At 70.3% G+C, this 26,020-nt stretch carries 26 protein-coding genes and 3 tRNA genes; 12 read left to right on the forward strand and 17 right to left on the reverse strand.

From position 1 onward, the window contains the following. The 7 genes from QT381_RS02440 to QT381_RS02470 all read left to right on the forward strand — a co-directional run bounded on the left by QT381_RS02440 (position 1) and on the right by QT381_RS02470 (position 6,623). Positions 1–837: an ATP-binding cassette domain-containing protein gene (locus QT381_RS02440; RefSeq protein ID WP_289247103.1), complete on the forward strand. Its 837-nt coding sequence runs from the start codon at positions 1–3 to the stop codon at positions 835–837. Between the two features lie 76 nt (positions 838–913). After that, on the forward strand, positions 914–1,885 hold the full coding sequence (locus tag QT381_RS02445) for a lactonase family protein (protein WP_289247104.1): 972 nt from the start codon (positions 914–916) through the stop codon (positions 1,883–1,885). Between the two features lie 59 nt (positions 1,886–1,944). Then, positions 1,945–2,017: transfer RNA gene (locus tag QT381_RS02450), tRNA-Asn, on the forward strand. A gap of 722 nt (positions 2,018–2,739) precedes the next feature. Then, positions 2,740–4,032 (forward strand): sensor histidine kinase, encoded by a 1,293-nt coding sequence (locus QT381_RS02455; protein WP_289247106.1) that lies wholly within the window; start codon positions 2,740–2,742, stop codon positions 4,030–4,032. After that, on the forward strand, positions 4,029–4,694 hold the full coding sequence (locus QT381_RS02460) for a response regulator (protein ID WP_289247108.1): 666 nt from the start codon (positions 4,029–4,031) through the stop codon (positions 4,692–4,694). Before QT381_RS02455 ends, QT381_RS02460 begins: the two co-directional genes overlap by 4 nt. Positions 4,695–5,149: 455 nt before the next feature. After that, positions 5,150–5,467: an SHOCT domain-containing protein gene (locus QT381_RS02465; protein WP_289247110.1), complete on the forward strand. Its 318-nt coding sequence runs from the start codon at positions 5,150–5,152 to the stop codon at positions 5,465–5,467. 259 nt (positions 5,468–5,726) lie between these two features. After that, on the forward strand, positions 5,727–6,623 hold the full coding sequence (locus tag QT381_RS02470) for a sensor histidine kinase (protein ID WP_289247111.1): 897 nt from the start codon (positions 5,727–5,729) through the stop codon (positions 6,621–6,623). A 54-nt stretch (positions 6,624–6,677) separates the two neighbouring features. Here the strand turns inward: QT381_RS02470 and def are convergent, their stop codons facing one another. Continuing rightward, a complete protein-coding gene (def, locus tag QT381_RS02475; protein ID WP_289247113.1) occupies positions 6,678–7,244 on the reverse strand; it encodes a peptide deformylase in 567 nt (188 codons plus the stop codon). 44 nt (positions 7,245–7,288) lie between these two features. Here def and QT381_RS02480 point away from each other — a divergent pair, with 44 nt between their 5' ends. Further along, entirely contained in the window at positions 7,289–8,215 is a 927-nt protein-coding gene (locus QT381_RS02480) for a DMT family transporter (RefSeq protein WP_289247114.1), read from the forward strand. A gap of 6 nt (positions 8,216–8,221) precedes the next feature. Beyond that, complete coding sequence (locus QT381_RS02485; RefSeq protein WP_289247115.1) at positions 8,222–9,526, forward strand: glycosyltransferase; 1,305 nt, start codon at positions 8,222–8,224, stop codon at positions 9,524–9,526. 91 nt (positions 9,527–9,617) lie between these two features. On the opposite strand, the gene QT381_RS02490 is transcribed toward QT381_RS02485, so the two are convergent. Then, on the reverse strand, positions 9,618–10,508 hold the full coding sequence (locus QT381_RS02490; protein ID WP_289247116.1) for an alpha/beta hydrolase-fold protein: 891 nt from the start codon (positions 10,506–10,508) through the stop codon (positions 9,618–9,620). Between the two features lie 81 nt (positions 10,509–10,589). Here QT381_RS02490 and QT381_RS02495 point away from each other — a divergent pair. Beyond that, a tRNA-Ile gene (locus QT381_RS02495) sits at positions 10,590–10,663 on the forward strand. Positions 10,664–11,045: 382 nt separating this feature from the next. Next, positions 11,046–11,118 (forward strand) — tRNA-Lys (locus QT381_RS02500). A gap of 770 nt (positions 11,119–11,888) precedes the next feature. Here QT381_RS02500 and QT381_RS02505 read toward each other — a convergent pair. From QT381_RS02505 to QT381_RS02540, 8 genes are all read right to left on the reverse strand, one after another. Continuing rightward, a complete protein-coding gene (locus QT381_RS02505; protein WP_289247117.1) occupies positions 11,889–12,161 on the reverse strand; it encodes a hypothetical protein in 273 nt (90 codons plus the stop codon). After that, positions 12,158–12,529, reverse strand: a complete 372-nt coding sequence (locus QT381_RS02510) for a hypothetical protein (protein ID WP_289247118.1) — start codon at positions 12,527–12,529, stop codon at positions 12,158–12,160. Before QT381_RS02510 ends, QT381_RS02505 begins: the two co-directional genes overlap by 4 nt. Beyond that, positions 12,526–12,945 carry a hypothetical protein gene (locus tag QT381_RS02515; RefSeq protein WP_289247119.1) on the reverse strand — a complete coding sequence of 140 codons (420 nt, stop codon included), beginning with the start codon at positions 12,943–12,945 and terminating at the stop codon, positions 12,526–12,528. The genes QT381_RS02510 and QT381_RS02515 overlap by 4 nt, the downstream gene beginning before the upstream one ends. A gap of 70 nt (positions 12,946–13,015) precedes the next feature. Next, a complete protein-coding gene (locus QT381_RS02520; protein ID WP_289247120.1) occupies positions 13,016–13,600 on the reverse strand; it encodes a hypothetical protein in 585 nt (194 codons plus the stop codon). A gap of 10 nt (positions 13,601–13,610) precedes the next feature. Beyond that, positions 13,611–13,862, reverse strand: coding sequence for a hypothetical protein (locus QT381_RS02525; RefSeq protein WP_289247121.1), 252 nt, complete (start codon positions 13,860–13,862; stop codon positions 13,611–13,613). After that, entirely contained in the window at positions 13,849–14,979 is a 1,131-nt protein-coding gene (locus QT381_RS02530; RefSeq protein ID WP_289247123.1) for a hypothetical protein, read from the reverse strand. The genes QT381_RS02525 and QT381_RS02530 overlap by 14 nt, the downstream gene beginning before the upstream one ends. A 1-nt stretch (position 14,980) precedes the next feature. Beyond that, positions 14,981–17,593 carry a carbohydrate binding domain-containing protein gene (locus tag QT381_RS02535; protein WP_289247124.1) on the reverse strand — a complete coding sequence of 871 codons (2,613 nt, stop codon included), beginning with the start codon at positions 17,591–17,593 and terminating at the stop codon, positions 14,981–14,983. Then, entirely contained in the window at positions 17,587–21,702 is a 4,116-nt protein-coding gene (locus tag QT381_RS02540; RefSeq protein WP_289247248.1) for a tape measure protein, read from the reverse strand. The genes QT381_RS02535 and QT381_RS02540 overlap by 7 nt, the downstream gene beginning before the upstream one ends. Between QT381_RS02540 and QT381_RS02545 the strand changes: the two genes are divergently transcribed. Then, positions 21,620–22,042: a hypothetical protein gene (locus QT381_RS02545; RefSeq protein WP_289247251.1), complete on the forward strand. Its 423-nt coding sequence runs from the start codon at positions 21,620–21,622 to the stop codon at positions 22,040–22,042. The genes QT381_RS02540 and QT381_RS02545 overlap by 83 nt on opposite strands. Here the strand turns inward: QT381_RS02545 and QT381_RS02550 are convergent. From QT381_RS02550 to QT381_RS02580, 7 genes are read right to left on the reverse strand one after another with little or no spacing between them, the layout of a single operon-like run. Next, on the reverse strand, positions 22,039–22,455 hold the full coding sequence (locus QT381_RS02550) for a hypothetical protein (protein WP_289247125.1): 417 nt from the start codon (positions 22,453–22,455) through the stop codon (positions 22,039–22,041). The genes QT381_RS02545 and QT381_RS02550 overlap by 4 nt on opposite strands. A 10-nt stretch (positions 22,456–22,465) precedes the next feature. Beyond that, positions 22,466–22,975 carry a hypothetical protein gene (locus QT381_RS02555; RefSeq protein WP_289247126.1) on the reverse strand — a complete coding sequence of 170 codons (510 nt, stop codon included), beginning with the start codon at positions 22,973–22,975 and terminating at the stop codon, positions 22,466–22,468. Between the two features lie 2 nt (positions 22,976–22,977). Beyond that, positions 22,978–24,009, reverse strand: a complete 1,032-nt coding sequence (locus QT381_RS02560; RefSeq protein ID WP_289247127.1) for a phage tail tube protein — start codon at positions 24,007–24,009, stop codon at positions 22,978–22,980. Next, positions 24,006–24,617, reverse strand: coding sequence for a hypothetical protein (locus QT381_RS02565; RefSeq protein ID WP_289247128.1), 612 nt, complete (start codon positions 24,615–24,617; stop codon positions 24,006–24,008). The genes QT381_RS02560 and QT381_RS02565 overlap by 4 nt, the downstream gene beginning before the upstream one ends. 8 nt (positions 24,618–24,625) lie before the next feature. After that, positions 24,626–25,084 carry a hypothetical protein gene (locus tag QT381_RS02570; protein WP_289247129.1) on the reverse strand — a complete coding sequence of 153 codons (459 nt, stop codon included), beginning with the start codon at positions 25,082–25,084 and terminating at the stop codon, positions 24,626–24,628. Then, a complete protein-coding gene (locus QT381_RS02575; RefSeq protein ID WP_289247130.1) occupies positions 25,081–25,632 on the reverse strand; it encodes a hypothetical protein in 552 nt (183 codons plus the stop codon). Before QT381_RS02575 ends, QT381_RS02570 begins: the two co-directional genes overlap by 4 nt. Then, complete coding sequence (locus QT381_RS02580; protein WP_289247131.1) at positions 25,632–26,006, reverse strand: hypothetical protein; 375 nt, start codon at positions 26,004–26,006, stop codon at positions 25,632–25,634. The genes QT381_RS02575 and QT381_RS02580 overlap by 1 nt, the downstream gene beginning before the upstream one ends. Positions 26,007–26,020: the final 14 nt, after the last annotated feature.

Raw genomic sequence — 26,020 nt, forward strand, 5'->3', positions numbered from 1 at the left:
ATGCCCCGCCCCGTCGTCATCGCGGACGACCTGTCCATGCACTACCCGGCGCGCAGCGCGGCGAAGCGCGTCGACGCCGTGAGCGGCGTGACGTTCAGCATCGCGGCGGGGGAGTCGCTCGCGATGATCGGGGAGTCCGGCTCGGGCAAGTCGACGCTCGCGGCGGCGATCGCCGGCGTCGCGGGCATGCACGACCTCGGCTCGCCCGTCATCCACGGCGGCGCGCTGAGCGTGCTCGGCACCGACGTGCGCACGATGAGCGGGCGCATGCGGGACACCCTGCAGTTCCGGGTCGGCTACCTGCCGCAGGACGCCGGGGCGCGCCTGTCCCCGCACCTCACGGCGGGCGAGAACGTCGCGGCCCCGATCTACGCGCGCGACAAGCGCTTCGACCAGCACCTCGCGGGGCAGGCGGTCGCGACGCTCATCGACCAGGTGCGCCTGCCGCTCGTCACGATGAACAAGTTCCCGTACGAGCTCTCCACGGGACAGCGGCAGCGCGTCGCGATCGCGCGCTCGCTCATCCTCGAGCCGGAGCTGCTCGTCGCCGACAACCCGACCGCGGGCGTCGACGTGACCGTGCGGCACACCATCGTCGAGACGCTCCGCGAGGTGCAGCGCGCCCGCGGCATCTCGGCCCTCGTCATCGCCGGCGCGCTCGACGAGGTGCGGGCGCTCGGCGACCGCATCCTCGTCATGCACGAGGGGCTCGTCGCGGGCATCGGGACGATGGCCGAGATCCTCGACCAGTCCTGGCATCCGTACGTCGACGGTCTCGTGCGCGCGGACCGGCTCATGACGACGGATGACGCGCCGGCCCCGTCGGCGCGGGTGTGACGGCGCGGGTGCGACGGCGTGGGTGTGACGGCGCGGGTGTGACGGCGCGGGCCGGGTTCGGGGAGGGGTGCTGATCGTGTCCGGGTGGCTCGTCGGGGGTTACACGCCGGACCTCGGCGGCGTGGGGGAGGGGATCGTGCGCGTCGGCCTCGACGCCGACGGCGGTCTGGTGCACCGTGGGCTCGCGGCCGCCGTCGCCTCGCCCTCGTACCTCGCGGCGGCGGGCGACCTCGTGCTCGCGGCGAGCGAGGGCGCGGGACGCGTCGAGGCCTTCGTGCGCGACGGCGGCGGACTGCGCTCGATCGGCGGCGCGGAGTCCGGCGGCGGGTGGCCGTGCCACCTCGGCGTCTACGGCGACACGGTCGTCGTCGCGAACTACCGCGATGGCGCGCTCGGCGTGCTCGCGCTCGACCCGCTGCGCCTCGACGGCGTCGTGACGGCGCGCGGATCCGGAGCGCACCCGCGCCAGGAGCAGCCGCACGCGCACTCGACGGCCTGGAGCGGCGGGCGGCTGCTCTCCGCCGACCTCGGCACCGACACGATCGGCGTGCACACGCTCGCGCACGGGGTGCTGCACCGGGTCGGCACGTGGCGGGCTCCGGACGGCACCGGTCCGCGCGACCTGCTCGTGCATCCGTCCGGCCGCGTCTTCGTGCTCGGCGAGCTCGCGAACGTGCTCATCGAGCTGCGCTGGAGCGGCGCGGGCGAGCTCGAGCTCGTGCGCCAGGCGTCGCTGCCGGGCGCCCGCGCGGACGACCAGGCCGCCGGTCTCGCACTCGCGCACGACGGCCGCTACCTGCTCGCGGGGCTGCGGGGCAGCGACGCCATCGCGGTGTTCGACCTCGCCGGCGGCGGGCTGCGCGCGCTCGGCGCGACGCCTACGGGCGGTTCCTGGCCGCGGCACTTCGCGGTCGACGGTGAGCTCGTGCTCGTCGCGAACGAGCGCTCGAGCACGCTCACCTGCCTCAGGATCGGCGCCGACGGCGACCTGGCGCCCGCGGGCGAGCCGCTCGCGGTCGCCTCGCCGACCTTCCTGCTGCGGGCGTGACCCGTGGCATCCGCACGGTCGTCGATTTGCTACAGTGGATGCGCCCCTTCGGGGGTTCTTCCTCGATAGCTCAATTGGCAGAGCAATCGGCTGTTAACCGATAGGTTCTTGGTTCGAGTCCAAGTCGGGGAGCTGTCCGGCCCGGATTCGCGTGAGCGGGTGCCGGGCCTTCCTCGTTGCCGGGTGTGTCTGGCTCTCGGTGTGTCTGGCTCACTCGCTAGCTCTTCCTCGCTCCGGGTCTGCCCGGCCCCGTCGCACAGCGCCGGGGTGCGCGTCCCGCGTCGCCGAATTGGGGAAATTCAGGAGTTGCGCGGCGTCGAGGTGCGCGTGGTCGGCGTGTCGCCCGGGCGGTGCGCGCAACTCCTGAGTTTCCGAATCTCTCGCGCGGGCGGGGGTCTGGGTGTGTCCGGCACGGGCGTGCCCGGACACGGTCTGCCCGGCCCCGCGGCACAGCGCCGGGGTGCGCGTCCCGCGTCGCCGGATTGGGGAAATTCAGGAGTTGCGCGGCGTCGAGGTGCGCGTGGTCGGCGTGTCGCCCGGGCGGTGCGCGCAACTCCTGAATTTCCGAATCTCTCGCGCGGGCGGGCGGGCTGAGCGCGGCGGGGCTCCCCGGGGGAGGCCGCGCCCCGGGGGGAGCCGCACGCGCTGGCGAGCCCGCGAGCACGAGGGCGTACTCCCGGGGGAGTACGGGCGGCGTCCCGCGGGCGGATGCCGCCCGCACGGGCCGCGGATAGCATCGGCACATGCCGTCCCCGCGTCCACCCCGTCCGGGGCACGGGTCGCGGGGCCGGGCCGGGCACGGGACCGAGGCACGTCCCTGGCGCACCCCGTCGTGGCGCACCCCGTCCTGGCGCATGCCGACGTGGCGTAACCCGCCGGGGCAGACCCCGCCGGGGCACGGCGCCGGGGCTCGTCCGTGGCACACCGCGCCGTATCCGCCCGCGCCGTGGGCGACGTCGTGGGAGGACGCCATCGCCGCCCAGCAGGAGCGCCGCGCGACCCCGGGACGCCGTCGCCTGCGGCTGTGGCTGCCGGTCGTGATCTCCGCGGTCGTGCAGGTGCCCGTGGCGGTCGTGTTCGCGACGCATCCGGGTCTGCCCGTGGTGGCGGGCACGGAGCACTGGCGCCTGCTCGTCGGCGTGCTGCTCGCAGTGATCGGCCCGCTCGCGCTCATCGCCGCGCGCCGCGCGCCCGGGCCGGTCGTGGCGGTCATCGCGGCGGCGGCGTGCGCGAGCCTGTTCGCGGTCGACACCGGCTATCAGCCGCCGTACATCGCGCTCGCGTTCGCGATCGGCGCGGCGGTCGTGCGGGGCGCGCGGCTCTGGGCGTGGATCAGCGTCGCCGCCGCCTGGGTCACGACGATCGTCATCATCAGCGTCGGACAGTTCGACTGGCCGCCGCCGCGCATCGCAGCGACCACCATCGGCATCCTCATCGTGTTCGGGCTCGCCGAGGGCGCGCGCTCGCGTCGCGAGGGGCACGCCCGGCTGCGGGAGCGGGTCGCGCAGCGGCGCCAGGACGAGGTGCAGGCCGAGCGCGTGCGCATCGCCCGCGAGCTGCACGACGTGCTCGCCCACTCGCTCAGCTCGATCAACGTGCAGGCGGGCGTCGGGCTGCACCTCATCGAGCGCCAGCCCGAGAAGGCGGCCGACGCGCTCGCGAGCATCAAGGAGACCAGCAAGACCGCCCTCGACGAGGTGCGCAGCGTGCTCGGCGTGCTGCGCGCGGAGGACGGCGCCGACCCGAGCGCTCCGCTGCTGCCCGAGCCCGGACTCGACCGCCTGCCCGCGCTCATCGCCCGCGTCGAGGGACAGGGACTGCGCGTCGAGCTCGCCGACGGCATCCGCGACGCGCCGCGCGCCGTGCAGCTCGCGGCGTACCGCATCGTGCAGGAGGCGCTGACCAACGTGGTCCGGCACGCGGGCGCGCGCACCGCATCCGTGGCGCTGACGGAGACGGATGCCGCCTACCGCGTGCGCATCACGGACGACGGAACGTTGCCGCCCGTCGAGTCGGGCGACGGCGGCGGTCGCGGACTGCTCGGCATGCGGGAGCGCGCCGAGCTGCTCGGCGGCTCGTTCGCCGCCGGCCCCGGGCCGGACGGCGGCTTCGTCGTCGAGGCGCACATCCCGAAGGAGCAGGCATGATCCGCGTCGCGATCGCCGACGACCAGCAGCTCATCCGCGGCGGCTTCCGCAGCCTCCTCGAGTCGGAGACCGACATCGAGGTCGTCGGCGAGGCCGGCACGGGAACGGATGCTGTGGCCATCGTCGCGGCGACGCGCCCCGATGTCGTGCTCATGGACATCCGGATGCCCGACGGCGACGGGCTCTGGGCGACGGAGCGCATCGTGGCGCGGCCGGAGCTCTCCGGAACGCGCATCGTGATCGTGACGACGTTCGAGCTCGACGAGTACGTGGCGCGGGCGATCCGCGCCGGGGCGAGCGGATTCCTCGTGAAGGACACCGAGCCCGTCGAGCTCATTCGCGCGGTGCGCGTCGTCGCCGGCGGCGAGGCGCTGCTCAGCCCCGGGGTGACGCGGCGGCTGCTCGAGCGGCTCGGCGGCGAGCTCGCCCCGACGCCCGACCGCTCGCGGCTCGACGTGCTGACCGACCGGGAGCGCGAGGTGCTCACGCTCGTCGCGCGCGGCCTGACGAACGAGGAGATCGGCCGTGCGCTGTTCCTCAGCCCGCTCACGGCCAAGACCCATGTGAGCCGGATCATGGCGAAGCTCGCCGCGCGCGACCGCGTGCAGCTCGTCGTCATCGGCTACGAGACCGGCCTCGTGCGCGTCGGCGACGCCGACTGAGTCCTGCGCTGGCGTTGCGTCCACGCCGACCCGCCCGGGTTCGCGGAAACTCAGGAGTTGCGTCGCCGCGCGCAAACGCTCGCGCGGCCGGGGTTCGCGGAAACTCAGGAGTTGCGCGGCCGTGACCCCGTGTCGCGGGGGGTGGCCCGGGCGTGTTGCCGCGCGTAACTCCTGAGTTTCCGCGGGAGGGGGTGTGTGTCGCGGGGGGTGGCCCGGGCGTGTTGCCGCGCGTAACTCCTGAGTTTCCGCGGGAGGGGGTGTGCGCCGCGGGGGGTGGCCTGGCGTGCTGCCGCGCGTAACTCCTGAGTTTCCGCGGGAGGGGGAGTACGCCGGAGGGAGTAGCGAAGGAGCGCCCGGCGGCGGATTCGCGGGGGCCGCGCCCGGAGCACGCTGGAGGCACGACGGCACCGGCCGCCGCATCCGTTCACCGCACGTCACCACCTGAGGAGATCATCGTGCTCACCACCCTCGCCGCCGCATCGGCGATCGCCCACCCGTACGGCCCGGGCCCCGGGTTCGGCTTCCTGTTCCTGCTCATCCCGCTGTTCTGGATCGCCGTCATCGCGATCCTGTTCGCGACCGTCGGTCGCCGCTGGCGTCGCCGCGCCTGGGAGCACGGCGCAGGCCCCTGGGGCCACGGCGCGTTCGGCGCCGCCCGGAGCGCCGAGGCCACCCTCGCCGAGCGATTCGCGAACGGCGACATCGACGAGAAGGAGTACCGCGCCCGGCTCGAGGTGCTGCGGGCCAACAACCCCGTGCCGCCGCTGCGCTGACCGTGCCGACGCGGCGCCGCTGCGCTGACCGCGCTGACCGTGCCGCGGCGCCGGCAGCGGCGCCGCTGCCGGCGCCGACCGTGCCGCTGCGCTGACCGCGCTGCCCGCGCCGACGCGGCACCGGCAGCGCCGACGCTGCGCTGCCCGCGCCGATCGCGGCGCCGGCAGCGCCGACGCTGCGCTGCCCGCGCCGACGCTAGGCTTCCCTCCGGGTTCGGTCGTCGCCGGACCGCGACACCGACCCGGAGGCAGGCGACCGATGAACGCGTGGATCCGCGGCAACTGGGCCCTCTTCACGAGCCTCCTCGAGGTCGCCACGGGCGGGCTCCTCGTGCTCGCGATCGTGTTCCTCGTGCTGTGGCTGCGGGCCAGTCGCGCCCGCCGTCACCAGCACCTCGACCGCGTCGACGCCGAGCTCGACGTCATCGACCTCGAGCTCTCGCTCGCCGAGCAGACCAACCGGCTGCGCATCATCCGCGAGCTGCACGACGTCGCCGTGCACGACGTGTCCGTCATCATCAGCCAGGCCGACGGCGCCCGGCTCGCCGGTGCCACCGACCCGACCGCGGCCGTGCGCGCCGTGACCGCGATCGCGGACTCCGCGAAGTCGCTGCTGGCCGACCTCCGCCGCGTGATGACCGTCGTGCACGAGGGCGAGGCGGATGCCGCGGCCCACCCGACCCTGCGCAGCGTGCGCGAGCTGTTCGGCGTCATGCGCGAGGCGGGCCTCGCCCTCCGCGTCGAGGAGACCGGCCGCCGATTCCCGCTCAAGGCGGGGGCCGAGGTCACGATCTACCGCATCCTGCAGGAGGCGCTCACCAACGCGCTCAAGCACGGCGGCCCGGGCACGGAGGCGGTCGTGCACATCGGCTGGACGGACGAGGGATTCCAGCTGCGGGTCGAGGACGACGGCATGCGCCGCTCGGGCGACGCGGCCGCCGAGGGCAAGGCGCGCAAGCTCGAGATCGACGACGACCTGCGCGCTCTCACGGGCACCGTCACGGGCGCCGGCATCAGCGAGATGCGCGAGCGCGCGGAGCTGTTCGGCGGCGTGTTCGACGTGAACGTGCTCCCGGGCGTCGGGATATCGGTGACGGCGAGCTTCCCGAATCTGCGCTACCACAACGGCATCCACGGCGTGAACCTCGGCGCCTGACCGCGCGGCGAGCGCTGACCGCGCGGCGAGCGCTGCCCGCGCGGCGAGCGCTCGCTACGCGTCGAGGTCGTCGACGCCCGGCGTCCACGACATCCCGGGCACGCCCCAGGAGTTCTTGCGCACGACCTTCGCGACGGCCTTCTGCAGCGGGTACTCGAGGCGGTCCGCGTAGAGCACGCCGTCGAGGTGGTCGTACTCGTGCTGGAAGATGCGGGCGAGCCAGCCGTGGGCCTCGATCTCGAACCGCTCGCCGTCGAGGTCGGTGGCGCGCAGGATGACGCCCTCGGCGCGCCGGAGCGGGAACCGTTCACCGGGAATCGACAGGCAGCCCTCCGACTCGGTGTCCTCGTCGAGCTCGCCGATCGTCAGGGGGGAGAGCCACAGCTGCGGATCGATCGCCACGCCCCGGTGGCGCGCGCCGTCCTCATCCGTCCAGTCGTAGACGAACAGCCGCTTCGCGACGCCGACCTGGGGTCCCGCGAGGCCGACGCCGGGCGCCGCGGCCATGGTCTCGAACATGTCCGCGACGAGCTCGCGCAGCGCGCCGTCGATCTCGCCGACGGGCTCCGCCGGGTCGTGCAGAACGGGGTCGCCGGTGATGCGGATCGGGAGGACGGCCACGATCCTCAGCCTATCGGCGCGCGCCCGGCGCTACGGTGGACGGCGTGCCGGACATCGATCTGTTCTCGAACACACCGGTCGGCATCGCCATCGCGCTCGTCGGCGCGGTCATCCTCGCGCTCGGTGCGCAGTTCCAGCACGCGGGCGTGAGCAAGGTGGACGACCCGGATGACGGGGCCTCCGCGCTCAGCGTGCGGCAGCTCGTCGCCCTGCTCCGACGGCCGTCGTGGCTGATCGGCACGACGCTCATCGGGGTCGCGATCCTGTTCCAGCTGACGAGCATCACGATGGCCCCGCTGACCGTCGTGCAGCCGCTCGGCGTCGTGGGGCTCGTCGTCACGTCGATCGTGAACGCGCGGGTGAGCCACGTGCGGCTCGACCACCGCACCGTCCGCTCCATCGGGCTGTGCGTGCTCGGCGTCGCGCTGTTCGTCGGCGTCGCCGCGTTCACGACGCAGTCGAAGCCGATCAGCGAGGGTCAGCTCGCCGTGGTGCTCATCGTGCTCGGCGTCGTCATCGCGCTGCTCGGCATCTCGCTGCGCGCGCTGCGCGCCCGCTTCACCGCGATGATGTACATCGTCGGGGCCGGCATCCTGTTCGGCTTCGTGGCGACGCTCGCGAAGGTCGTCATCGACCGGGTGAAGACCCTGCTCTCGCTGCACGTCGCGATCGGCCCGTCGGAGCTGCTGACCATCGGATGCCTCGTGCTGCTGCTCGCCGCGGTGCTGCTCGGCAGCTACTTCCAGCAGTCGGCCTACGCGAACGGACCGCCCGACCTCGTCGTGGCGGGGCTCACCGTCGTCGACCCGTTCGTGGCCATCATCATCGGCATCGTGATCCTCGGCGAGGCGCGCGGTGCACCGGTCTGGGCCTACCCGGCGTTCGTCGTGGCCGGCGGTATCGCGATCGCCGGAGTGCTGCAACTCGCCAAGCACCATCCCCAGGCGAACCTCGCCGCTGCGGTACGGTAGGCCACCGTGTCCGACGCAGCAGCGCCCGCATCCGGGTCCGAGCCCGCGGGTCCGCCCGACCCCGTCGCGCGGCCGCTGCGGATCGTGATCGGCGCGGACACGTTCCCGCCCGAGATCAACGGGTCGGCGCGGTTCAGCTCGGTGCTCGCGGGTCAGCTCGCCCGGCGCGGTCACGACGTGCACGTCGTGGCGCCCTCCGCGACCGGGCGGCCCGTGACCCACACCGAGGTGTTCGAGGGCGCCGACGTCACCGTGCACCGGCTGCGCAGCTGGCGCTGGTATCCGCATCCGTGGCTCCGGTTCGCGCTGCCGTGGCGCATCGAGCAGAACGCGGCGCGCATCCTCGACGAGGTGAGGCCCGACGTCGTGCACTTCCAGTCGCACATCGTCACCGGCCGGGGGCTGTCGCACCAGGCGCAGCTGCGCGGCATCCGCCTCATCGGCACGAACCACGTGATGCCCGAGAACCTCATCGAGCACTCGCCGATCCCGAAGCGCCTGCACGCCTGGGCCTACCGGATGTTCTGGGATGCCGCGGCGCGCTCGTACACCCGCGCGGCGGTGCTGACCTCGCCGACGCGTCGCGCCGCGGACTTCCTCGAGAAGTACATCCGCGTGTCCGGCGTGCTGGCGCTGTCGAACGGCGTCGTGATGAGCAACTACACGCCGGTCATCGCGCCGCGCAGCGACCGCCTCATCCTGTTCGTCGGGCGCATCACGGGGGAGAAGCGGCTCGAGGTGCTGCTCGACGCGTTCGCGAAGCTCGACCCCTCGCTCGGCGCTCGGCTCGAGCTCGTGGGCGGCGGTGAGGGCGAGGGGCACCTGCGGGCGTACGCGCGGCGCCTCGGCGTCGGCGATCGCGTCACGATCACGGGCTACGTGAGCGAGGAGTACCTGCGCGAGGCCTACACGCGCGCGGCCGTGTTCGCGATGCCGTCGACCGCGGAGCTGCAGTCGATCGCGACGATGGAGGCGATGGCGAGCGCCCTGCCCGTCGTCGGCGCCGACGCGATGGCCCTGCCCCATCTCGTGCACGACGGCGAGAACGGCTACCTGTTCGAGCCGGACAACGCCGACGACCTCGCCGCGCGCCTCACCGACGTGCTCACCGCGGAGCCCGCCGAGTACGAGCGGATGCAGCGCGAGAGCCTGCGCATCGTGACCGACCACGACATCGCCACGACCGTGTCGACGTTCGAGGCGATCTACCGGGGCGAGCAGGTGAGCGACACGATCAAGGAGCCGCCGCCGCCGCGCAAGGTGCGCGCCTCGCTGCAGGCGCTGCGCGAGAAGCTGTCCCGCGGCGAGTAGCGATGCCGTGGCGTGCCGCATCCGCGCCGAGTTGTGCCGATCGGGACATCGCGGCACGCGACACCGGTGAGTCGCGACGTCCCGACGGCGCTCAGGCGTTCAGCGCGGCGCCGATGAAGCGGATGTCGTCCGCCGCCACCCGGCGCCAGAATCCGGCGTCGTGTCCGCCCGCATCCCGGTCGCCGGGGATCTCTCGGTCGAACCCGTCCACGTAGCTGCTGATGACGGGGGAGAAGCCGTCGCCGCGCCCGCAGTCGATGCGCACCGCGATCCCGTCGAGCTCGTCCTGGTGGCCCTGCACGCGGTGGGCGTCGTAGTCGGCGTGGCCGTCGAACGCCGTGCGCGGTGCGGACGCCCATCCGTTCCACATCGCGGGGCTCGCCGCCGCGACGGCCGTGACGGCCGCCGCGCCGAGCCGTCCCGCGAGCAGCAGCGCGCCGTACCCGCCCATCGACCAGCCGCCGAACGCTGCCCGTTCGGTGCGCAGTCCCCGGTCGGCGAGCAGCGGGAGGAACTCGTCGACGACCATCCTCCCCGCGTCGTCTCCGGAGACGCGCGCATGCCAGTAGCCGTTGCCGCCGTCGACCGTCGCGATGGCGAACGGCGGGGTGCCGTCGGCGACGGCGGCCGCGAGGAAACGGTCGAGGCCGAGCAATCGGAACGCCGTCTCGTGCGTGCCGTCGAGACCGTGCAGCCAGATCGCGACGGGGAGGTCCGCGCCCGGTTCGGCGCCGGGCGGGTACGCGACCGTCCAGCCCACGTCGCGCCCGCGGGCCGCCGAGGAGAAGGTTCCGCTCACCGCCGCACCGGCAGCGGCATCCGGGATCACGCCCGCCGGGCCGTTGAGGCCGAGCGTCCGGTACATCGTCGACCGGCCGGGCAGGATGCCGAGGTCGACCGCCTCGCCGGCCGCGGCCGCGAGCGCCGCGGCGCCGAGCACGCCTCCGCCGGCGATGAGGAACGCTCGGCGCGACGGCGTCATGGCGCGAGCGTAGCGGACCGCCGCGATAGGGTGAGCACAGCCGCTCGGCGAGCGCGCCGACGGCGTGGTCCGGGGCGGCGCGGGGCGGTAGCTCAGCCGGTTAGAGCAGCGGACTCATAATCCGTCGGTCACGGGTTCAAGTCCCGTCCGCCCTACGCTGACCAGCATTTTTGTTTTTCGTACGTCCTGTTGCCACCCGCAGCCCCACGCTTACCCCGCGCTTTGCATCGCGAACGCGCCGGCCCCGAACTGGGGCAAGCATGACGTGCGCGCAACTCGGTACGTTCGCGGGCATGGCCGAGATCCGCACCGTCTACGACTCCGATCGCCGTGTCGGGGTCATCATTCGAGACGGCGAGACACCCGACGAGGCGCTGACTCGCTCGAGGCGAGAGTCGGGCTGACCCTCGCTCACGCCTCCCTCGCAACCACGCAGCTCTACCTGGAGGTCTCCGACGCCGAACTCAGGGAAGGTGTCAACGTCGTCCCGCCGATCGCGATCCGTACCCGGTCGGGCCGTGGCAGACTGGCCGCCTAGCCCCTGTAGCTCAGCCGGTAGAGCATCTGACTTTTAATCAGCGGGTCGTGGGTTCGAGCCCCACCGGGGGCACGTAAATTGCGGGTCTATACGTGCACCGCATGCGCGATCCCGGGCGTCGAGGGGGCAGTCGCGCTCGGCGCGAGTTGTTCGCCTGCGAAGCGTTCGCTACTGTCGGGTGGTGCACCGACGAATCCTCGCGCTATCCCTTCTCCCGCTCGCCCTAACTGGATGCAGTACAGCATCCCCGCACACCCCGCCGTCTACCGCTGCGGTGCTCCCTTACGCAACGAACGAGCAGGTCGCGTCCGTTGTCGCCTCTAACGAGTCCGCCCTTCGCCGTGCAATAGGCAATCGGTTTGACTGCGCAGTGCGCATCGCCTTCGCCGCGACTGACCACCTCTCTGCCGATGAGTGTTGGTCGGGTCGTCTGGACGCCGAGCGAGCCGCCCAGAATGTCCTGAACGGCTTGGCCGAGCTCGAACCTCCGCCCGAACTCGAAGCGCTCCTCGTCAAGACGAATGCCGCCCTCGCTCCTGTCGCCGCCAGACTCGAGGACACATGTGGCGATTCCATCTCGGATCATCCGAGCGAGGGCTGCTCCCTGGCTGTAGGCGCGCAGACACAAGCTCTCGGAGACCTCGAGACTTTACTGGACGCTTGGAAGCCATACCTTTGACCGACGCGTAGCGCAGGACCTCTTGGACGGAACGCCAGAAGCGGCCCCCAGCCGCTCCCGATCTGGGGCGGCTGGGGGCCGTTGTGCTACTGGCAGGACTCGCAGACGAGCTCGTCCATCGGGTCGACGGGGACCTCGTACCCGTCGACCGTGTCGCGGTCGGTCACTTCGAGTACGCGTCGGGCGACTTGGCGAGGCCGAGCAGCCAGCCGAAGCGGGGCGACACGTACGTCTCGAGGACTCGGACGCCGATGTAGTACACCGCGGTCGCGGCAGCGAACAGGGTCGCTTCGAGCAGGCGGGACAGGTCGCCGTCGACGGGCAGGCCGAGGGCGGTGAGCCCGGCGACGATCGCGCCGACGAGCGGCGGGACGAGCGTGCGGATGATCGACGCGGCCAGGGCGGCACCGGGGCCGCTTGCGGGAGTGGTGGTCATGGGGTCTCCTTGTGTTTCTGACGCAGGCGCGCTACCTGCTCCGGGGTGAGGGTGTCTTCGAGGTTGTGGAGCCGTCGCCGGTCCTCGGCGGCGGCTTGCCGGTCGGTGAGCGCCTCGCGGCGGATGCCGCGCAGGTCGGACTTGATGCCGCCGACATCCGCGGCGAGGTTCGTCAGCCCGCGGACGAGACCGGCGAACTGCTCGTCGAGGTCGTCGCGGAGGTTCACCGTGTGGTTGTTCTCGACACCATCGCGGGCTGCCTTCGCGTGCCGGCGCGTCGTCGTCGTGACAGCGCCTAGGTACCCGAGAAGGGCGGTGATGACCACGCCGACGAGCGCGAGCACACCGAGCGTCACGTCGTCGCTCACTTCCCGGGGTGCCGCTCGTTGTACGCGCGGACCTTCTTGTAGACCGTCGTCCACGGGACTCGCTTACCGGCCGGGGTGAGGCCGTGCGCGTGGGGGTACTTGCCGCCTGCGACGGCGAGCTCCTGGCCCGCTTTGATCTGGTAGCCGGGCGAGTGCACGACGTGCGCCATCTCGAGCAGGCAGAACGCCCACCCGGTCGGGTGCACGAGGACGGGCTGACCGCCGACGACATTCAGGGTGCCGTCGAACGGCGCGTGGACGATCTCGCCGGGGGTGAACACGTAGTCGGTGCCGCCGTTGAGGACGGTCGAGCCGTACGCCTTCCGGGACGCCGCGGAACGCAGCGCCGGGTTGCGGTGCTGCGCCCATGTCCACCCCTTCGCGCGGCCGGTGAACGGGTTGATGGTGCCAGGCATGATGCCTCCTAGAAACAACGAAGCCGCCCCGGTCGGGGCGGCTGAGAGAGAAGGGGTTGAGCGGGGCCGGTCAGGGTGCGGTGAGGAACGACCCGCCGATGACGACGTACGCGCCAGCACCACCGGCCTGCCCGATCGTGACGACCCCGGCCGCGTCGATCCACACGGCTGCCGCAGCACCGGCCGATGTCGCGGTCAGGAGCGTTCCCGTCGCGGGACGGAACCCGACCGGGAGTGTGCAGATCGTCTCCCCGGCTGTCCACGCGGCCGACCGCACCACGCGTCCGTTCAGTTCGACGGTCTTGCCGACCCGCCGGTAGGCGAGGTTCCCGAACGGGGTCGACTGCTGCGACGACCAGCTCGCGAAGAACGCCGACACGGCGATGTACCCGGAGTCGTGGGCGTAGACCTTCCATGCGCTGCCGGTGTACCGCCCGTAGCCGGCGACGCCGCCGCCGACGTTGACCACCGGAATCGTCATCCCGGGGTACGCGCCCGTCAGCGTGTTCAGGGCCGCGAGATCGGCCACCGGCGGGTGCTCGTACCGGTCGGCGACCGCGGCCACGATGTCGGTGCCGACCTTCTGCTCGTTGGGTGCTTCCAGCAGTGGCCAGAGCGACCCGTCTGCCGGCGGCAGGGGTGTGATCGTGGGCAATGTGGGCCTCCTAGGCTCGGGGTAGAACGATGGGGAGCCCGGTGTCGGGCTCGAAGGTGACGCCGGTGAACGGCCCCTCGGCGGGGTCGGCCGTGTAGGTGAGGCCCGCGACGCCCACGGCATCCGTGACGGTGCCGCGGACATCGACCTGCAACGGCGCTACCGACACGATCCGGCACACGCTGACCCGCGTCGAGGGGAGGCCGGCAACGCGTTGCGCGAGCTGCGCCGCCGACCTCGTGGGCGGTCTACGAGTCGTCATCGGCGGTGCTCCTTGTCTGCGCGGTCATGTCGTGCGTGCGCAGGTCGACGGTGAACTGCTCGAGCAGGTGGGTGTAGTGCTGCGAGAACGCCATCGCGGACGCTGCGAGGTCCACCCGCACCACGTCCCCGGCTTCGAGGGCCGGGTTCGCGAGCGCACCGAGCTCGAGCGTCTCCGACGTGCCCGCGTACTTCGAGGTCAGGATCGCGAGGGCGATCTCGTCCGCTTCCTCCCGGGTCGCGGCCGTCGTCGACGTCACGTCCGGTGCGGACCGCACACCGATCCCGAACCGGCCCGGCCACCTCGGGTGGGCAGGGTCGGCGATCGTCGCCGACCCGTACGAGAACGGCTGCGTGCCGTCCGTCGTGCCCGGCACGACCCGCACCCGGTTGTACAGCTTGTCGAGAGGCCGGGTTCGGCCGTACGACTTCACCGTGCCGCCGTCGCCGGTCGCGATCGTCCACACCGGCGCGTCCGTCAGGGTGGGCAGGTCGCGGATGCGGAACGCCCGCCCCGGGACGAAGAATCCCTCGGCCTTCGCGTCGGACAGAAGCGCCTTCAGCGCCTCCCGCGGCGACCCCGACCACAGCTGCTGCGTGTGCAGCGTGCCGGTGTCGGTCATGGTGTTCTCGATCGTGATGCCGGGGAACACCATGCTGATGATCTGCTCGATGGCCGCCTTGCGGGTCATCGACGCTGCCTGCACCAGCGGCACCTCGAACGACATCGCCGACAGTGCCGCCCCGAAGTCGTTGATCGTGACTTTGAACGTGCCGTCCGGCTGCTGCTCGCCGACCGGGGCGGCCTGCCCCGACAAGACCGTCACGATCTCCGACTGGGAGCCCCAGTCGAACCCCGACCCGAGGTCGAAGATGGCGCCCTCGGTACCGATGACATCCCAGGTGGCGGCGACGCCACCATCCGCGACTGCCTGCCTGAGCGACGAGTTCGGCACCCGGACGGTCAGGTCCGCCTTGCGGCGGATGTCCTGACCGCCCGTCACCGACCATGACCCCGACTCGATCACGAGCGGGTACGTGTAGTCGTCGATCGACACCGTGAGGGAGTGGCCCCGCAGTGTCGACGTCGGGATCGACGCGAGAAACTGTGGGGACACGTCAAGCACTGGGCACCCTCCGGTTCTGCATGAGATCAAGACGAGACGCCCACACGCCCGCGAGCTGCTGCCGCGTGTACCCGGCATCCATGAGCGCCTGACGCGACCACAGCGACTCCACGACCGTGATCGGCTCCACCGCCGCATCGACCGGCAACGACCACGACCGGTAGTCGTAGTCGGGGTTCTCCACCGGGATCACCTCGTCGATGTCGCCGACCGAGTACCAGCCCGACTCGAACAGCACCCGCCACGACGGCGGGATGAGGAACAGCACCGGCAGGTCATCATCGAGCAGCGCAAGAAGCTGCTGCCAGTGCGCCATGGTGACGGTCTCGACCTCGATCGTCCGCGACGTCGACAGCCTCCGCCCCGTGGAAGTCACGACCGGTTTCGCCTGCCCGATGATCTGATGCAGGGTCCGGGTCGACTTCCTCGACGAGTTGCCGAGCTTCGCGAGCCCCGACTTCGAGTCGTCGACGTTCGACAACGCCAACGACAACGCCGGGGTGCGGGGGTGGATGATCCACGCGTCCGCAATGTCCGCCGTCAGGGTCAACGACTCCGACAGGACCGTGCCCGGGGCGGTCTGGTAGGCGTACTCCAGCCGGTACGTGACGGGCACCTCACGGTTGAACTCGTAGTCGTCGACCACCGCCGCGACCTGCCCGGACTGTGGTTGACGGCGCACGAGCACACCGTCGCGGTACAGCCGCAGCGTCGTGAACGGGTTCCCGGAGTCGGGGACGAACTGCGACACCGACCGCCGCGATGGCGACCCGCCGACCGCGCCATCCCACGAGTAGATCACCCCACTGTCGAACGGGTTCTCCGGTGTCACACCGGTGGTGTCGCCGGAGAACCATCCGCCCGTGTAGACGCCGCCCATGATGGCGTAGTCGTCCCACCAGACATCCCCGCCGCCCTCGGCGGCACCGTTGAACAGCCGCACGAACGCTTCTGTCGCATCACCCGGAATGGTGAGGGTGAGGCGCAGATCGGTCCACCCCGCAGCGTTCGGCGGCTGCTCACTGGACACCTGCTGGTACACCCCGGCACCGTCCCGGTAGTAGCCGACGATGCAGCGCGCCTCGGCGATGACATCACCGGACTGCGGGGCAGGAAGCCAGCACCTCGCCATCACCGTGTACGTGCCCCCGGCTACCATCCCGGCCCGCATCCCGCCGACATCACCCTCCGGGCTGTAGAACGACGCCGCCGCACTGCCACGCGGCGACACCCGCAACGCTTTCCTGCCGGTAGACGCCCACACCGTCGACGCCCACCCGCACGCCCCGTTCGGGCCGCCACCAGTCACCGCCGGCGCACGCCGCTCCGACGCGGACGCGTTGTCGGCGCCCGCCCACCCGTACTCGTACTCCGACACGTACTGGGCGTCGTCGTCCGGGTCGTCCGACACGGCAGTCACCCGGACCGCCGTCACCCCCACATAGTCCCCCGCACCGAACACCGACTGGTAGCCGGACCAGGCGAACCCGATCCGCATGAGAGCCGCACCTGCGGGAGGAGTGACCGTCCGCGACGTTCGCGCCCACACCCCCGCAACCGGGGTCCAGTGCTCCTGCACCGCCGACGAGATCAGCGTCCCATCACTCGTGTAGAACGCCGCGTCGATCCGATTACCGGACGGTTTCGCCTTCGTCTGGAAGTAATCAGCGCTGACCGTGTACGAACGATCACCCGACACCGGAATCAACGACCCAAGCGACGTCTGAATATTCGCAGGCGATCCGGTGGGCGCAGCCGACCACGACAACCGAAACCAGTTCTTACCCCCGGTGACACCACCACCGCCGATAACACGTGTGGCGGTGGAACCCACCGTCCCGGCCCCCCACCCGGTGAACCCTGATTGTTGAGCCTGCGGGTTCACCACCGGGTTACCCGCTACCACGGTATTACCGTCGAAATACGGGAGCACCCGGGTCGCTTCCTCGAACAGCAACCCGGTGAGGCCGATGAAGTCACCCGCCACGGCAGTCAGTGTGACGAAATTGACCGAAGCGGCGGCACCGGCAGCGCCCGGAGGGGCAACCGAGGGGAGCGTGCTCAACCGTGCCCACACACCAGACGACACGATCGCGGACGTGATGGGGCCATCGCCGATGAGTGCACCGTCCGCGTCCCACCACCTAACCCGGACCTGCACAATCCTGGTGGCATTCGCTGGTGCCGAATACACCCCCCACAGAGACGCCGTGTACGTGCGGCCCTCCACGACAGGGATCGGCGTGACCGCCTGCCCTGCCGCGTTCGGACCATACGAAATGGTCATCCCTCCGGGACCGTAGGAGGTGTTTAACCTCCGACGAAACCATGTCGGCATATCCGCTGTCGGGCCACCCACCGTCTGGTACGAACTGGACGCCGATCCCGAATTGGAAATCCACCCTCCCGCACCGGCGACCGCGCGAGGATTCGGGCACAGATTCGACCGCACCACGACCGAGCCCGACACCGACTCGAACGACGGATTCACGGCCAGGTTCTGCACGCAATCCGCGGTCGGCTGCCACACCCCCGCAAACGACTTCACCGCAATCTGACACCGCGGAGGCGCCTCACCCGCAAACAGGGTCGCCTGCATCACCATCCGGCCACCGTCCCGTCATTGTCGAAATCGATCAGCGCATCGTTGATGCGCACGTCGATGAGGTCCGATAGCCGAACCCCGGTCCTGTTGATGAGCTGCACCGTCGTGCCGCCCGACTGCGAGCCGTAGCCCGCGGCCGACGACGACGGCTCCCACCGCGGCTGCGCCGCATCCGACGCGAGCAGCAGCGCGTTCGGAGACACCGACGCGGCCGTGAGCACCTGATCGGCCATGTCCGCAGCAGCAGCGACCGCAGCCGGGGTGCTGTCCTTGAGGCCGAGCGCACCACCAATGCCGAACCAACTGAACGCCGCACGCGCCTTCTTCGACGGCGACGCGATCCCCAGCGATGCCTTGATGCTCGCGAGCATCGCCTCACCCATCTGCGCCGCCACCGCGTTGAGCGCGTCCTGCTGGTCCTGGAGACCCTTCACGATGCCCTGACCGAACGCTATCGACACGTCATACGCACCCGACGATGCCGCATCCGCAAGCCCCGACGCGGCGTCCGCGAGCTGCGACTGCAACCCGGCGATCTCCTGCACCGCACCCGCACCACCCGCGAGCAACGCCTGCGCAGTCGCCGACGACCCGTTCTCCACGAACTCGTTCACGACCTGCTTGTAGGAAGCCGCATCGAGACCTTCCGCCTGGAGCGCTGCAAGGTCCTGCCGGAACTGCACCGCCGCCGCGATCCGATCACGCAGGTTCTTCTTGATATCGTCCGTGGTCCCGAGGGACCCGTCGAGGGCGTCCTGGAACGTGACGGCCTTACCATCGCGCATCTCCGTCCACTGGCGGACGATCTGCCCCTGCTTGTCCTTCAACGCGGCCGTGACATCCCCGAGGGATATGAGCCCGTCGATGATCGACTGCCGGAACGATGCCTTGTCCGACACAGCCTGCGACAGCGCATCCTGCGCCTTCGCGAGAGTGTCGGCGATGATCTCCGTCTGCGTCGCCGCAGCCGACAACGCCGAGTTCTGCTGCGTCAGACCCCGCAGGTACTCGGCCCGCGTCTGCGGGTCGAGATTCGCAAGCACCGCCGCCGACACGCCGGCCTGCGCTCTCGCGAGCTCATCACCGACCGTCCACGTCCGATCCACCTGAACGTGCAGGGCATCGTCCTGCTGACGGATGTACGCGAGCAGACCATCACGGGTACCGGCGTCGATTCCGCCCTGATTGAACGTGTCGAGCACCTGGTCGGCGACATCCTGCGCTGCCGCCGACAGCCGCCCGATACGCCGCAACGCGTCATCATCAAGACCGATCCCGTCGCCCCACGACTTCGCCGCGTCCGCGATGCTTTTCCGTGCCTCAACGCCCGCTTCTTGCAGATCGACCACGGTCTGATTGATCGAGTCGAGCGCATCCTTCCGCGCGTCTTTCGAGATCAAACCTGCCTTGAAATCCGCGGCGATCTTCGCCCGAGCCGCGTCCGCCCCAGCGATGATGTCGCGGGCGGTCATGTTCACCCCGTCGACGTACCCGTTCTTCCCCCACGCGTCGGCCCACTTCGTGTCAGCCTGCGAGTGCACGTCGACCGTGGACACCTGCTCTTTGAGGGCCTTCGCCTTCGCCGCCGTGATCGCACCGGCCTTGACGGCCTTGTCGATCTTCGCGAGGGTCTGCTGCGCATCCGACGACAGCACCGACAGGTCCGACCCGTCCGGCAGGGTGCTCTTCAACGCCGTGTCGAGGTCGGCCGCGGCATCCGCCGCAGCCTTCGCCGCGGTCTTCGACGACGACTTCCACTTGTCGACGAGCTTGTCGAGGGCAGTCTTCTCCTTCTTCGTGATGTCCTTGTCGGAGTACGCGTCGGATATGGCCCGCTTCTGCTTCTTCGCCATCGACTGGATCGCTGCGACGGACTTGTAGGTGCCGTCCTTCGCCGTCGCTACCAGGTCCTCGATCTGGTCCCGGAACTTGTCCGTGCGGTCCTTCTGCGCCTGAGTCGCCTTCTTGTCTGCGGTCGACGCCGCCGCCGACGCCTTCTCGGATGCGTTGGACGCCGCAGTGCTGAACGACGCCGCGAACGTCGACTCAATGTCCTTCGCGGCCTGCGCAGCCGCCTTGAGCTCATCGAGCCTGGCCCGAAGGTCCGAGACTCGAGCACGACCGGCGTTCGCAGTACTGCGCTCGATGGCACCGTCACCAGCCGATGCCTCCTGCAACGTGAGGGCACTTTCAGCGGCGGTGAGGTTCGCCTCCGTGATCTGCTGCGCCGCGGCAATCGACTGCGACCCGTCGAGCAGCACCGACCACTTCTGATCCGTCACAGCGAAGAATGCATCCTTGACCAAGCTCATGACCTTGGTCGTGTCGACACCCGAGGCCTTCAGCCCTGCAAGCATCCCCATCAGGGAGCCCTGGAACTTTGTGCTGTCGCCCCCGGCTTTCGCGGCGAGGGCGTCGATGGCGTCGGTGAGCGCGGCGGCGTTCTCGACCCCGCCCGCGGTCGACTCATCCATCGACTTGCCGTTGTCGACGATCGACTTCGAGAGCGAATCGATCGCCTTCTGCGCCTTCTCGGCGCTGGTCACATCGGAGAATACGCTCTTGAGCTTGTCGTCGAGCCCGTCGACCTCGTACGCAGCGTTCTTCACCTTGTCCGCGGTGGCGTCGAGGGCCTCGCCGGTCGCGTCGAGCTGACGCTTCTTCGCGGCGATCGAGTCCGCCGTCGACTTGGCCTGGTCGTTGATCTGGTTGAGCCAGTCCCGCGCCTGAAGGCCCGCCTTCGAGATCGTGAACTGCCCGCGCGCGTTCGTGGTCTTCTCCGCCGCGATGATCGCGAGCAGCTTGTCCCGGAACTTGTCGAGCTCCGGCCCGCCCTCGGCGATGGCCTTCGCGAGGCCGGACGTCGACACCCCGGCGTCGTTCATGCCCTTGATGACGTCGCCGATATCCTCGGCGATTTTCTGGTACGTGTTCGCTGTGACGGCGCCCGTGTTCTCGTCAAGGGTGGCGGTGAGCTCGGCGAGGGTCTGCTTCTGCTCCGCCGTCTTGGCCTGCCAGGCGGCGATCGCAGCGGTGAGGATCGTCACACCGGCTGTGATCCCGAGCATGACCGGCCCGCCGAAGGCATTGAGCAGCTCCGAGCCGCCTGCGCGTGCGGCGGTCGCAATGCCGGTCAGTCCGGCCCGCACGGCCGGCAGGGTCGCACCCGCGAGCGCGGCTTCGTCCCGCAAGGAACGGAACGTGCCGGCCGCGTGGCGAACCTCGAAAGCGACATCGGCTGCGCGCCCGCGGATGCCAGCCGACCAGTCCCGCAGTGCGGTGGTCTTCACGACCTCCTCGCGGAGGTTCCCGAACGAGTCCCGAACCTGCACCGTCGCGGAGCGGGTGCGGAGCCCGGCGATGGTGAAGAGGCCCAGCGCGGCGGCACCCGCGAGGACCGGGGCGGGGATCTGTCCGGCGAACTTCGCCGCGTCGCCGAACGCCTTGCCGATCGCGTCGAGCGACGGCTGCACCGCGTTCAGCGCCGAGGTGAGATCCTTGAGCCCGGTCTTGGACTCTTCGAGGATCGGCCCGAGCAGACCGTCCTTCCCGGACGATCCGGCACCGGCACGGCCGATCGCGGCCATGGTGTTCGACCACGACGCGGCGAGCGAGTGGACCTTCTTTGCCGACCCGCCGATGTACTTGTCGATGGCCTTGAAGAACGTCTCCGAGTCGACCTTGCCCTCGGATACCATCTTTCGAATCTGGGTCGTGTTCACGCCGTACTGGGCCGCGAGCAGACGCCACACCGGGATTCCGCGCTGCACGATCTGGTTCATGTCCTGCGTGTACGCGCGACCGGCCGCGGTGACCTGGTTGAACACGACCGAGATGTCCGACACAGACGCGTGAGTAGCCGCTGCGGCATCCGTCACGAGCCCCAGGTACTTCGTGAGTGCTGTACCCTGCTGCACACCGGACGCGACCGCGGCCGACGCGGCCGACGCGAGATCGCCGTAGGAGAACGCGGTTCCGAGGGCGGCCTGGTTCGCGGAACCGAGGATTGAGGTTACCTGCTCCTGCGTGTACGCGAACGACTCCAGCGAAGCGGTCGCGTTGTCGACCGCGGAGAACCGGTCGAATCCGGCACCGAACGCTGCTTTCAGGCCGACGTACCCGGCCGTGACCGCCGCTGTCGATGCGATCAGCTTGCCGCCGGCCGCGATGAGTCGGGACGCCATCGAGTCGCCTGCGGCTTCGATGCCCTTCATCGTCGACGACGCGGTCCGGTCGCGTCCGAAGAAATCGAAAGTCAGTGACTTACTTGCCCCGGGCATGGTTCGCCTCTCTGTTCAGTTGTTGCTTGTGCGCCGCCTGGGCAACGAGCACGCGCCACCACTCGTAAGTGATGGCGCGTGCGTTGAGGGGCGAAATGTCGGGGAATATCGACGACACGACCGGCAGCCACTCGAACAGCGACCGCTCGATGTCGTCGACGTGTGCTAGCCCCCGGCTACGTCTTTTGGGGCGTCGTCGGTTGCCTCCACGCCCTCGTATACCCAGGTCGTGTCAACGAACGGAACCGCGCGGGCGTCCTCCCACGTCGCGGCCTGGTTGAGGCGCCGCAGCGCCAGGAAGATCAGCCCGATTGCGGCGCGAATCTTCACGGGGTCGTCGAGCACCTGCAACGGCGACCTGGCTTCCAGCTCCTCCTGGGACGCGCCGTTCTTGATCAGATCGATCGAGTGGATGAACTCGACCGTCGCCTCGACCTGGGCCATGCTGACCGGTTCGCCCTCGTACGCCTTCGACTCGCGCGTCATGTCCGCGATATCGCCGATCGGTGCGCGCATGATCTCGGCGTAGAAGTCGAACCGGGCCGGTTCGGTCTCGGTCGGTACCTGAAACAGGATTTTCACGGGGGTTTCCTTATCTGTCGAACATGCGTGCGTTGATGAATGCGTAGGCGTCGTCGAAGATCGACTGAATCTGCGCGTAGACCTCACGGTCGAGGGCCTTCCGGATCACGGCCCCGAAGTAGGGGCGGCCCTTCTGGGTGACCCACTCCTCCCGGTCTCCGAATACGGGGTGCCGGAAGGTGTCGAGGTTGTAGACCTTCATGAGGCCCTTGTGCTTGTCGTCGAGCAGCCGGTCGGAGGTGACGACGCGGGCGCCGGCCATCCGCTTGCCGAACGACACCGACACCGATGTGGCGCGGATGAGGGCGTCGCGGCCCTCGTGGGTGTCCGCACCGCCGCCTGGGGAATCGAGTTCGAGTTCCCGGCGTACCCGGTTCGCGGCTACCATGCCCGCCTGCTTGATGCGGCGGCGCATGGAGCGGGCGAGCCCAGGGTCGAACCTGTCAAGGTCGGCTTTGAGCTTCGCCCACTCCATCGGGTCGATGCGGATCGAATAGCCGCCCTCGCCCTTGCCCGCCATCGTCAGATCGCGGTCTCCGTGGTGACGATCGCGACGTACGCCTGGGATGCGGCGACACCACCGTCGAGGGCCGTGAACCCGACGCTCTGCGTCACGACGTCGCCGCCGTTCGCCTTCGGCAGCTCGCCCTCCAGCCGGATCAGCGGGATCACGATCTGGAACGCCGGATTCGCCGACGTGCCGATCGTGATGTCGGCCCGCTTCAGGGTGAGCACGAGCGCGATGTCGGACTGGTTCATGTACGCGTCCCGCAGCGTGTTGTCGCTGTACTCCGCGGTGAGGGTCCCCGCGATCGCCCGCAGCCCGAGGGCCGGCTTCCGGCCGCGCTTCCCGCCCGCGCCGATGTTGTACCCGTTCTGGTCGAGCCCGTTGTCGAGGGTGAGGTTCAGGTCACGGATCGTCGCGACCTGCGTGCCACCGGTCGCGAGCGCAGTCGCGGTGGGCACGGTGACGGTGCCACCGACCGTGATCGCCGCATCCACGAACGTGAAGATGTCGACACCGGTCGCGTACGACGCGGACGCGAGGACGGTGGACGTGTCGACGTCCTGCCCAACCCAGTTCCACTTGATCGTGACGAGGCCGAGGTTGTTGAGCGTCAGGTCGAAACCGGAGCACACCATGCCCTTGAACGTCTGCGGCTGCGCGGCACCACCGCCGAGCGGCGGGATGCCCTCCTGGATCGTGTACGACGGCAGCGGGTCCGTCGCGGTGAGGGTGAACAGCTGCTGGTACGCGCCGGTCTGCGTCGGCACCGCCGTCGACGTGCCCACACCGAACGCGGCCTCGACGAGCTTCCCGATACCCTTCGTGACGACTTCTGTCGTGAACGAACCGCCCGGCTTCGCGGCCTGGAGCCGCCGCCTGTCGGCGCGTGCGACCCTCTTGCCGTAGCGCATCCCCTGTCCCTGCGCGAACTCGAGATTCGCGGCGAGGTCCTCTTCGGTGAACTCGAAGAACGTGTCGACGACCGCGGCGGTGCCGTAGGTCGTCTCCTTCTTGATTCCGATCTGTACGTCCTGCTGGGTGGTCACTGGTCGCCCTCCTCGGTGTCGGTGGAGTCGGTCGACTCACTGGGGTGTGCGATGTCGTCGGCGTCGAGCGCGGCTACGAGGTCCGCCTTCCGCGTCCCGGCTGGCACGATCTGGTCTTCCTCGTCGCGGTCGGCGTTGCGCGCCGCGATCTCGGCCGTCAGCTCGGCGACGGTGAGCCCCGCGTAGATCGATGGTTCGGGCTCGGGCTCGGGCTCGGGCTCCGCGTCGGCGTCCGGGTCCGGCTCCGGGTCCGGGTCCGGCTCCGGGTCCGGGTCCGGGTCCGGGGCGGGGTCGGGGGCGGGGGCGGGGTCGGGGGCGGGGGCGGGTGCGGACGGCGGGGTCACGACCACCGGGTCCGGGGTCGCGTACACGATCCGGGACGGGTCGATGACCGCGTTCACTTCCGGGGCCGTCACGACGGGCTCCGGGGTGGCGACGGGGATCGGCACGCCGTCCTCGTCGAGCGCCTGCCACACGCCCGGCTGGCCGCCGAACTGGTCGGCGAGCGGGCCGGTGACGTCGACGATCGCGCCCGGCTGCACGATCGCCTCGCCCAGGGCGGGCACGACGAGCTCGCCGAGCGGGCTCACGTTCTTGAACTTGCTCACGGGGTCTCCTAGCTGGTGATGCGCGCACGCGCGGTGAATGTGGCTTCCACCTCGACGAGACGACCGGCCGCAAGCACTTGCGGGGACGTCTCGCCATCCGAGGTGTGAGAGGTCAGGGCGCACCACAGGACGCCGCCGACGTTGGTTCGCGTCATCCGCGCCCATTCCTCGAGCGCGCCGAGCAGCTCGTAGGCCCGATCGGACGCGGCCTGTTCCTGGTCGGCACCGCCCTCACGCCACACGGATATGACGACGGTCTGGGTGAGGGTCTCGTCGCGAGAACGGTTGGTGCTGAGAGTCGCGGGCTCCTGCTCGGATGCGACCTTCGTGAAGGCGACGATCTCATCCGGCTGCTCGATCCCGGGATGCCCGAAGGCGACCTTGACGGGCTCGTCGGCGAACAGGACCGTCGCACCCTCGACGAACGCCCGCTTGAAGTCACCCGCGAGCGAGAACTTCTTGCTCATGCGAACCCACCCGCCCGGGCGTGCGGCGCGAGCAACTGCTCGGCACGTTTCGGCAGCGCGAAGTAGCTCGGGACGAGACCCTCGGCCTCTTCGGTGCCCCACTTCGGCCTCGTGCCCTGACGGCCGACCTGCCACAGGTGGCGGACGATCTCGCGGGCGGCGAGCACGATGTTCTCGGGGATGTCGGACTGCTCGTACCCGACCGTGACCACGATGACGACGCTGCGGCGCCCGCCCGCGAAGACGGTCCCCTCGGGCGCGTAGACCATCCCCGCATCAGGGTCGGCGACGCACCCCGCGAGGGGCACCCCGCCGACCGTGACGGTAGAGAGTGTCGAGAACGCGTCGGGCAGCAGCACGACGTCGCGGCCACCGTCGACCGTGTACGTCTTGCTGCGGCGGATGACCGGGCCGACGATCCTCTCGACGACGGGCGTCACCGCCTCGATGTACGTCTCGAGGTCGGCGTCGTCCGCTGTCGATGTCGCGGCCCATCCGAGGGACTTGCGGGCGTCGTCGAGGGTGATGATCCCGTCGACGACGGCCACTAGCTCGCCTGCTCGGCCGTGAACGCGTCGACCGCGGCCTGCACGTCCTTCGCCTTCGCGTCGGCTGCGACAGTGACACCGATCGCGGCAGCGTAGTCGCGCCACGCGTCGGCACTCGAGCCGGGGCCGGCGCGGGGAGGCTCCACGGCCGCCGGCGGGGCCACGGGCGGGGCGGGCGGCCCGTCGAGGGAGGCCGTGGTGAGCCCGGTCGGCGGGGCGGTCGCTGTCTCGGCCTTGGGCTCGCGCGCCCACCCGTGCTCGATGAACTGCTTCGCGTCGATGTCGGCGAGTTCGATGAAGCCGCCCGGGCCGGGGTAGTCCTGGCCGTCGTACGTGCCGCTGAACTGGGTCAGCATCTGCACCGTGGGTGCCATTGGTGATCTCCTTC

Source organism: Galbitalea sp. SE-J8 (assembly GCF_030345695.1).
Taxonomy (GTDB): domain Bacteria; phylum Actinomycetota; class Actinomycetes; order Actinomycetales; family Microbacteriaceae; genus JAUASV01.

Excerpts from the sequence above, each read along its gene's own strand:
- QT381_RS02440 (WP_289247103.1), top strand. The coding sequence starts at position 1 with ATGCCCCGCCCCGTCGTCATCGCGGACGACCTGTCCATGCACTACCCG.
- QT381_RS02455 (WP_289247106.1), top strand. The coding sequence starts at position 2,740 with ATGCCGACGTGGCGTAACCCGCCGGGGCAGACCCCGCCGGGGCACGGC.
- QT381_RS02460 (WP_289247108.1), top strand. The coding sequence starts at position 4,029 with ATGATCCGCGTCGCGATCGCCGACGACCAGCAGCTCATCCGCGGCGGC.
- QT381_RS02470 (WP_289247111.1), top strand. The coding sequence starts at position 5,727 with ATGAACGCGTGGATCCGCGGCAACTGGGCCCTCTTCACGAGCCTCCTC.
- QT381_RS02490 (WP_289247116.1), bottom strand. The coding sequence starts at position 10,508 with ATGACGCCGTCGCGCCGAGCGTTCCTCATCGCCGGCGGAGGCGTGCTC.
- QT381_RS02505 (WP_289247117.1), bottom strand. The coding sequence starts at position 12,161 with ATGACCACCACTCCCGCAAGCGGCCCCGGTGCCGCCCTGGCCGCGTCG.
- QT381_RS02515 (WP_289247119.1), bottom strand. The coding sequence starts at position 12,945 with ATGCCTGGCACCATCAACCCGTTCACCGGCCGCGCGAAGGGGTGGACA.
- QT381_RS02525 (WP_289247121.1), bottom strand. The coding sequence starts at position 13,862 with ATGACGACTCGTAGACCGCCCACGAGGTCGGCGGCGCAGCTCGCGCAA.
- QT381_RS02535 (WP_289247124.1), bottom strand. The coding sequence starts at position 17,593 with ATGGTGATGCAGGCGACCCTGTTTGCGGGTGAGGCGCCTCCGCGGTGT.
- QT381_RS02555 (WP_289247126.1), bottom strand. The coding sequence starts at position 22,975 with ATGGCGGGCAAGGGCGAGGGCGGCTATTCGATCCGCATCGACCCGATG.
- QT381_RS02570 (WP_289247129.1), bottom strand. The coding sequence starts at position 25,084 with ATGAGCAAGAAGTTCTCGCTCGCGGGTGACTTCAAGCGGGCGTTCGTC.
- QT381_RS02580 (WP_289247131.1), bottom strand. The coding sequence starts at position 26,006 with ATGGCACCCACGGTGCAGATGCTGACCCAGTTCAGCGGCACGTACGAC.